The following is a 6,476-nucleotide window of genomic DNA, read 5'->3' on the forward strand; positions in this document are numbered from 1 at the left end:
CTTCGGCCGCGTGCGGGAGCGGCAGGCATTCGCCGGAGCCGTCGCTCATATACTCTGTGATAAAGCATCATTTATGGAGAGAAGGGTGACGGATGACGATGCCGCGTTGGTTGAAGACGTTTGTTCTGGCCGCAATGGCCGGATTGGTGGTGGTCGGCGCCGGTGGCCGGAACACGATGGAAAGCGGGCCGGCCGAATCGGACGAACGGATCTCGGAGTTCGGGACGCCGAATTCGGCTGCCGGGCCGGAGCGGGTCATAACGGCGTCGGGGAGCGCGGAGCCATCGCCGGCGGATAGGGAGCAATCCGGTGCCGTGAAATCGGCGAATGCCGCTGTCCGGACAAGCCCGGAGGCAGACGCGGCGATGACGAATGCTGTTGCTTCGACAAGTCGGAGGGCAGATGAAGCGGGGAGTGCCGTTGCTGTGACAGGCTTGAAGGCAGACGCCGCACTGACAGGTTTAAAGGCAGACGCGGCGACGGCGCATGACGTCACGTTGACAAGCCAGACTGCCGGCAGCAAACCGAAAGGTGTTTCCAGGTCCGCCAAGGCGAAGCCGGTCGTCTATTTGACATTCGATGACGGGCCGAGCGGCTATACGGAGGACGTGCTCGATATTTTGAAGCGTGAACGGGTGAAGGCGACGTTCTTCATGCTGGGCGAGCACGTGGAACGGTATCCGGAGACGGTGAAACGAATCGCGGAGGAAGGCCATGCGATCGGCAATCATACTTACAATCACAAGTATGAACAGTTATACGGCAGCTTCGGGGAGTTTGCCCGGCAAGTCGTCGAAACCGACAAGGCGATCGAACGGGCGGCGGATGTTAAAACGAGGCTTTTGCGGGCGCCGGGCGGGACGCACCGCAATTTTGACGAAGCCTATTTCCGGGCGTTGGACGAAGCGGGCTATATCGTCGTCGATTGGAACGTCGACAGCGGCGATTCCCGGCGGATTGGCGTTCCGGCTGATGAAATCGTCGCCAATGTCAAAGCGTCCAGACTGTCGGAGCGGACCGTCGTGCTGCTGCACGACTCCTCGATTCATCAGGAGACGGTGAAAGCATTGCCTGACATTATCCGGTATTATCGTGCGAAAGGCTATACGTTCGCAGCGCTGGAGCAGCAAGCGTCCCCGGTTGTATTCCCGGTTGCGGACAGCATCAAGTGGAAGCGGGACATGCCGACCGCGGCGGAGACCGCTTATTTGCAGAAGCACGGCGCAAGCGGCAGACTGGCCGCCGCAGCCCCGGAAGCGCGGCCGGCGAACGCGCATGCGGCCGGCTCGCCGACGGAAGCGGGCGGACGGTTCGGTGCGCCCGCACCGGCCAAGCTTGCGGGAGAAGTCCGGAAACGCGCGCCGTTCCTGACGGAAAGCCGGCAGCTCGTTGTCCGAAAGGGCGGCATCGTCGTACGGTGGGAGCCGGGGGAATACGCGATTCGCGACGGAGCAGTGTTCGTGCCGGTCCGAACGTTGGCCAAAGGGTTCGGGGGAAAGGTTTATTGGGACGGAAAATCCAACAAGGCGACGGTTATGGTGAACGGCACGGTGCTGGAGCTTGAGCCGGGGCCGGACAGCATTCGCAACAATCGGATCATGCTGCCGCTGAGAGGCGCGCTTGCCGCATTCGGTCTGGAAATCTACCGGATGAAGGCAGGGAATGCGATAAGGGAAATAGAGGTCGGCCCGTTCAGGACGATCGCATAATATGCGTAATATGCGGCCATAACGCGGCTGCCGGCAGGTCTAAAGGGGACCGGCTGTGGCGAAACTGGAAGAATAGATAGAGTTAGAATCTTCCGGGAGGTAGTCCAGTATGATCACGCCCGAGCGATGGGAAATGGGGCGGGGCGAAGCCGGTGCGGAGCGAGAGCGGCCGGATTTCCGCAGCCCCGGGCATGCCGCAGAAGCGCGAATCGAAGAGCCGCAGGTGCTGCTCGGCCGGATGGCGTCGCGGTTGGAATCGGTTTTGATCGGCAAAAGAGAAACGATTACGCAGGCGATGGCCGCGCTGCTCGCGGGCGGACATGTCCTGCTGGAAGATGCGCCCGGCGTCGGCAAAACGATGCTGGCCCGCGCGTTCGCGCGCGTAATCGGCGGGCGGTTCGCGCGCATCCAGTTTACCGCCGACATGATGCCGGCGGATATTACCGGCGGCATGATATGGGACGGGGAAAAGAACGAGTTCGTATATCGGCCGGGGCCGATTATGGCCAACCTGGTGCTGGCGGATGAAATCAACCGCACTCCGCCGCGAACGCAGTCCGCGCTGCTGGAGGCGATGGAGGAGCGCTGCGTTACTGTGGAGGGCGAGACGCGCCGGTTGCCGGAGCCTTTTCTGCTGATCGCGACCCAGAATCCGCTTGCCTATGAAGGAACGTACCCGCTTCCGGAGGCGCAGCTCGACCGCTTCCTGATGCGCCTGGAAATCGGTTATCCCGCGCCTTCGGACGAGGTCCGGATGCTGGAGGAGGCCGGCGCTTCCCGCCAGACGCGGCCGGAGGAGCTGCGGCCTGTCGTGACAACCGGCGAGTGGCGGCAGATGCAGAGGGAAGCGGGCCGGGTTTACGTTCATCCGAGCCTGTGCGAATATATCGTCCGCGTCGCCGGCGCGACCCGCCAGGCTCCCGAGCTGTCGCTCGGCGCGAGCCCGCGCGCTTCGCGGGACTGGCTGCGGGCGGCCCAGGCGCGCGCATATATGGAAGGCCGCGCCTATGTCCTGCCGCACGATCTGCTGGATACGGCCATGCCGGTGCTGTGCCACCGAATCGCCGCGCGTCCCGGGGCCGACCGGACGATGGCGCTGCAGCGCATATTGAAGGAAACGTCGCTTCCCGCAGGCGATCGTCCGGGGGGAGGGCGCCGATGAGCGAAGCGAACGCCATTCACGCCGATCACGCCATTCGCGGGAAAAACCCGTCCGGCGCAGCTTCTGCCGGGAAGGCGGCGATTTGCTGGCGTCTGCGGCCGGGAGCCTGGGCGCTGCTCGGGGCCTGCTGGACGGTCAGCGCGGCGGCTGTCGTCTTGCGCGGGGAGGCTATGGAGTGGTTCGCCGCCGCCGCGTTCGGCCTGCTCGCCGCCTTCTGTACAGTGCTGCCCCGGCTTGCGGCCGGCGCTCTCGACGCAGTCCGCGCGGTTACGGTTCCGGAGCCGAGCGGACCGGGCGGACACGCGGGAGACCGGGATACGGTGCTTGTCCGGTTGACGTTCCGCTCGCGCATCGTGCCGCCGGTCGGTTGGATCGGCGTTGAAGAACGAATCGGCAAGGCGAACGCCGGTGCATCCTCCGCGGTCGTCTGCCGCTTTCTCACGCTCCCACGTCTGCGCCGTCAATGGACGGTGGAATATCGGATCAGCGGCTTGCCCCGCGGACATTACCTGTTCGAGCCATTGCGCTTGACGGTCGAAGACCCGTTCGGCCTGACGGCGGTCGAGCGGCGGGTCTTCGCTGCGGACCGTCTGATCGTGATGCCTTCCCCGCCTGCCGAATCGGAACGCGGCGGGCGGCCGCGGCCGGCTGCGGCCGAACGGACGGCCGAACGGCATCGCGAGCCGGAAAGCTGTCTGCCCGCTATTCGTAAGAGCGACGGCGCGGAAGGGCGGGCGGCATTCGCAGGAATGATGCCGGGTCCGGGAACGGAGCGCCGGCCGTACCGGGCCGGCGATTCGCTCCGCCATATCGACTGGCGCGCCGCGGCCAAGGGAAAAGGCTGGCAGACGCGCTTGCAGCCGCCCGGTCCGCAGGACGGGATCGTGCTCGCAGTCGAGACGTCGTCCGCCTTGTATCAAGGCGATGATGCGCTTCTCGATGCCGCGGCCGGCTGGGCGGTCGGCACGGCGGACGAGACTGTTCGTCTGGGATACCGCGTGCGGCTTGCGATCGGCGGAAGCGAGGAACGGCTGGAAGCGGAAGATGCGTCGGCGGTCGTCCGCCTTGCGGAGCGGCTTGCCGCCGTCAGCCCGGACAGCGGCGGAAATGCGGGCTCCGGCTGGCGCGATACGGTCGCGAAGCAGCTGGTCCGAGGCGGGACGCTTGTGTACTTCACGCCGGATTGGCAGCATGCCGGCGGCTGGAGCAAGCTGGCCGCCTTGATTGCCGCTGCGGGCTGCCGGCTGGAGCTGCGGTTCGTGTCGCGCCAGCATACGGTTACATTCGCCATGCGGGAAGCGCAGAAACGGATCGAAAGCGGCGGAGCGGCAGTCCGCTGGTTGTATGTTCCGGAACGTCCGAAGGTTCGGGCGGAAGCGGTGGAAGGAGACGGTTCCGATGGCCGCGCATCGTAACGGTACGGGCGGCCGGGGACAAGGTATGGCGGCGCCTTCTGCTGCGGCGAACGGCCGACCGTACGGAGCGGGCCGAGGCCGGCCGGACTTCGCGGGAGGGAGCGGCGCGGCAGCCGACGGGTCGCGCGGCTGTTCGTGGCGCTACCGCTTGGCCACGACGCTGCTGCTCTACGGGCTGTTGGCGGAATGGATACTGCCGTGGCGGCAGCTGCATGAAGCGGCCGAGCTGTACCGTTTCGAGCCGCTGGTCGCGGCTTTGGGCGTCTTCCTGGCCTGCGGCTTGTTCATGCCGCCCCGCCCGGTCGGGCTGCTCATCAACGGAACGGTATGTCTGGTCGGCACGGCGCTGCTGTTCGGCGACGGATCGGTTGTGGAATGGCTGGCCGAATTACCGTCCGTCTTGAGCGCCGACCTGTCCCGAATGTCCGGGTACGGCCTGATCGCGATGTCCGGCGAGCTCTGTACGCTGCTGATGTTCACCGGATGGGCGATGCTCGCTCCCGCCCTGCAGTCGCTTGTCTGGCTGCGTCAGGCCGGGTTCGGTCTCGCCGGGCTGACCGTCTGCTATTTGCTGCTGCTGAACGGCTGGCTCGGCTTCGACCTGCAATGGGCGCTTGCGCGCGTAGCGGCGGAAGGGCTGCTACTTGGCGCGCTGGTCGCCTATCCGCGCGCCTTGCGGCTTCATGGCGCGGCCGCCGTGCATTCGGCGGCAGCCCCCAAGAGCGGCGGCTTTGGACTGCGTCGCTCGCCGATCGTGCCCGGGGCCGCTGCGGCGTTCGTCATTATCGCGGCGGCGCTTGCGATCAGCGCGGACAAGCCGCAATCTTTGCGGCCGGCGGAATGGGCCGCCATGCTGGCGGACGAGTGGCGCGATATGCTGCGCAGGACGGCGGGCGCAGGGAGCCGGGACGCAGCGGCGTCGGGCAATGCCGGGGGCGCCACGGCCGCAACGGGCTATGGCACGGACGATTTCGCGCTCGGCGGGCCGCTGCAGCCGGACGATACCGTCGTATTTGCCGTCCGATCGCCTGTGCCGTTATATTGGCGCGGGGAAGCGAAAAGCATCTACACCGGACGCGGCTGGTCGGACCGGCCGGCGCAGCTGCGGCTTCACGCTATCGGGGATGGGGCGGATACGGCCGCAGAGCCGGCCGGTGCGGATGGCGCCGTCTCCGGAGACGCCGGCCGCAATGCGGGCGGGACGGCAAGCGGCGCCGCGCCGGGAGCTGCGGATGCCGTGGGGCAAGCCGTCCGCAAGGTCGAACATACGGTTCGGCTGGTTCATCCTTCCGCTGCCGATATGCCGCTTCTGGCAGGAGGCCCTGTTGCGCGAGTAACCGCTCTGCAGACAGCGGGAACGGATTCGCCGCCGCGAACTTATCTGCGCGATGAAGCATCCGGATCGCTGTTTGCGCCGTCGGCCGGTCTGCGGATATCCGGGTATACGATCGAAACGACGCTGACGCCTTCGGAGCCGGATGTGCTGAGGGCGGCGGCCGCCGCTTCCGCCGATACGGCCGGCAAGGTCGAAGCGGTATCGGAGGACGATCTGCAGCTGCCGGCCGATCTGCCGCGCCGGGTTGTCGAGCTTGCGGAACGACTGGCCGCGGAAGCGGGGACCCCGGACCGGTACGAACGGGTGAAGGCGGTTGAGCGATATTTGCGCGGCAATTTCCGTTATACGCTGGAGGAGACGGAGGAGCCGCCGTCCGGCGCCGATTTCGTCGATCACTTTCTGTTCGAGCAACGGCAGGGCTACTGCGTCCATTTTTCTACCGCGATGGTTGTCCTGCTGCGCGCGCAGGATATTCCGGCGAGATGGGTGAAAGGGTTCGCGCCCGGAGCCGAAGCGGAGCAGGGGGAAGTGGCTTCGGATGAAGCACCGGATAAAGCTTCGGGTAAAACTTCGAATGAAGCCTGGTATACCGTTCGGGCGAAGGATGCCCATGCCTGGGTAGAGGTATATTTTCCCGGCGCGGGATGGGTGCCGTTCGACCCGACGCCGGGCTTTGCCGCAGGCGCGCCGCCGCAGGTGGACGGCGCCGTGGCGGCTGACGCGGACGGGCGTCCGGCCGATGTGCCGGCGCAGCCGTCCGGCCAAGCCGCTGGCAGCGGCCGGCTCGCGCATGCGGCGCAAGCTGTCGCGCAAGCGGCGCAGCAGGCCGCGGCGCGCCTCGCCGACGCCGTGTC

Annotated in this window: 4 protein-coding genes; all 4 read left to right on the forward strand. The window is 66.4% G+C overall.

Going from position 1 to position 6,476, the window contains the following annotated elements; translation table 11 throughout:
• Positions 1–92: 92 nt before the first annotated feature.
• The gene (locus ABEV74_RS12325) at positions 93–1,709 is read left to right on the forward strand and encodes a polysaccharide deacetylase (protein WP_430146370.1); all 1,617 of its coding nucleotides are present in this window, start codon (positions 93–95) and stop codon (positions 1,707–1,709) included.
• Positions 1,710–1,818: 109 nt separating this feature from the next.
• A complete protein-coding gene (locus tag ABEV74_RS12330) occupies positions 1,819–2,871 on the forward strand; it encodes an AAA family ATPase (protein ID WP_430146372.1) in 1,053 nt (350 codons plus the stop codon).
• Positions 2,868–4,286: a DUF58 domain-containing protein gene (locus ABEV74_RS12335; protein ID WP_430146374.1), complete on the forward strand. Its 1,419-nt coding sequence runs from the start codon at positions 2,868–2,870 to the stop codon at positions 4,284–4,286. Before ABEV74_RS12330 ends, ABEV74_RS12335 begins: the two co-directional genes overlap by 4 nt.
• Positions 4,270–6,476, forward strand: a 2,207-nt coding sequence (locus ABEV74_RS12340) for a transglutaminase-like domain-containing protein (protein WP_430146376.1), incomplete at its 3' end; no start/stop codon positions are given. The genes ABEV74_RS12335 and ABEV74_RS12340, both read left to right, overlap by 17 nt.

The sequence above is a fragment of the Paenibacillus cisolokensis genome, from assembly GCF_050481165.1.
In the GTDB taxonomy this organism is placed as follows: domain Bacteria; phylum Bacillota; class Bacilli; order Paenibacillales; family Paenibacillaceae; genus Paenibacillus_AH; species Paenibacillus_AH cisolokensis.

Coding starts and splice junctions, on each gene's coding strand:
- ABEV74_RS12325 (WP_430146370.1), top strand. CDS start 93: ATGACGATGCCGCGTTGGTTGAAGACGTTTGTTCTGGCCGCAATGGCC.
- ABEV74_RS12330 (WP_430146372.1), top strand. CDS start 1,819: ATGATCACGCCCGAGCGATGGGAAATGGGGCGGGGCGAAGCCGGTGCG.
- ABEV74_RS12335 (WP_430146374.1), top strand. CDS start 2,868: ATGAGCGAAGCGAACGCCATTCACGCCGATCACGCCATTCGCGGGAAA.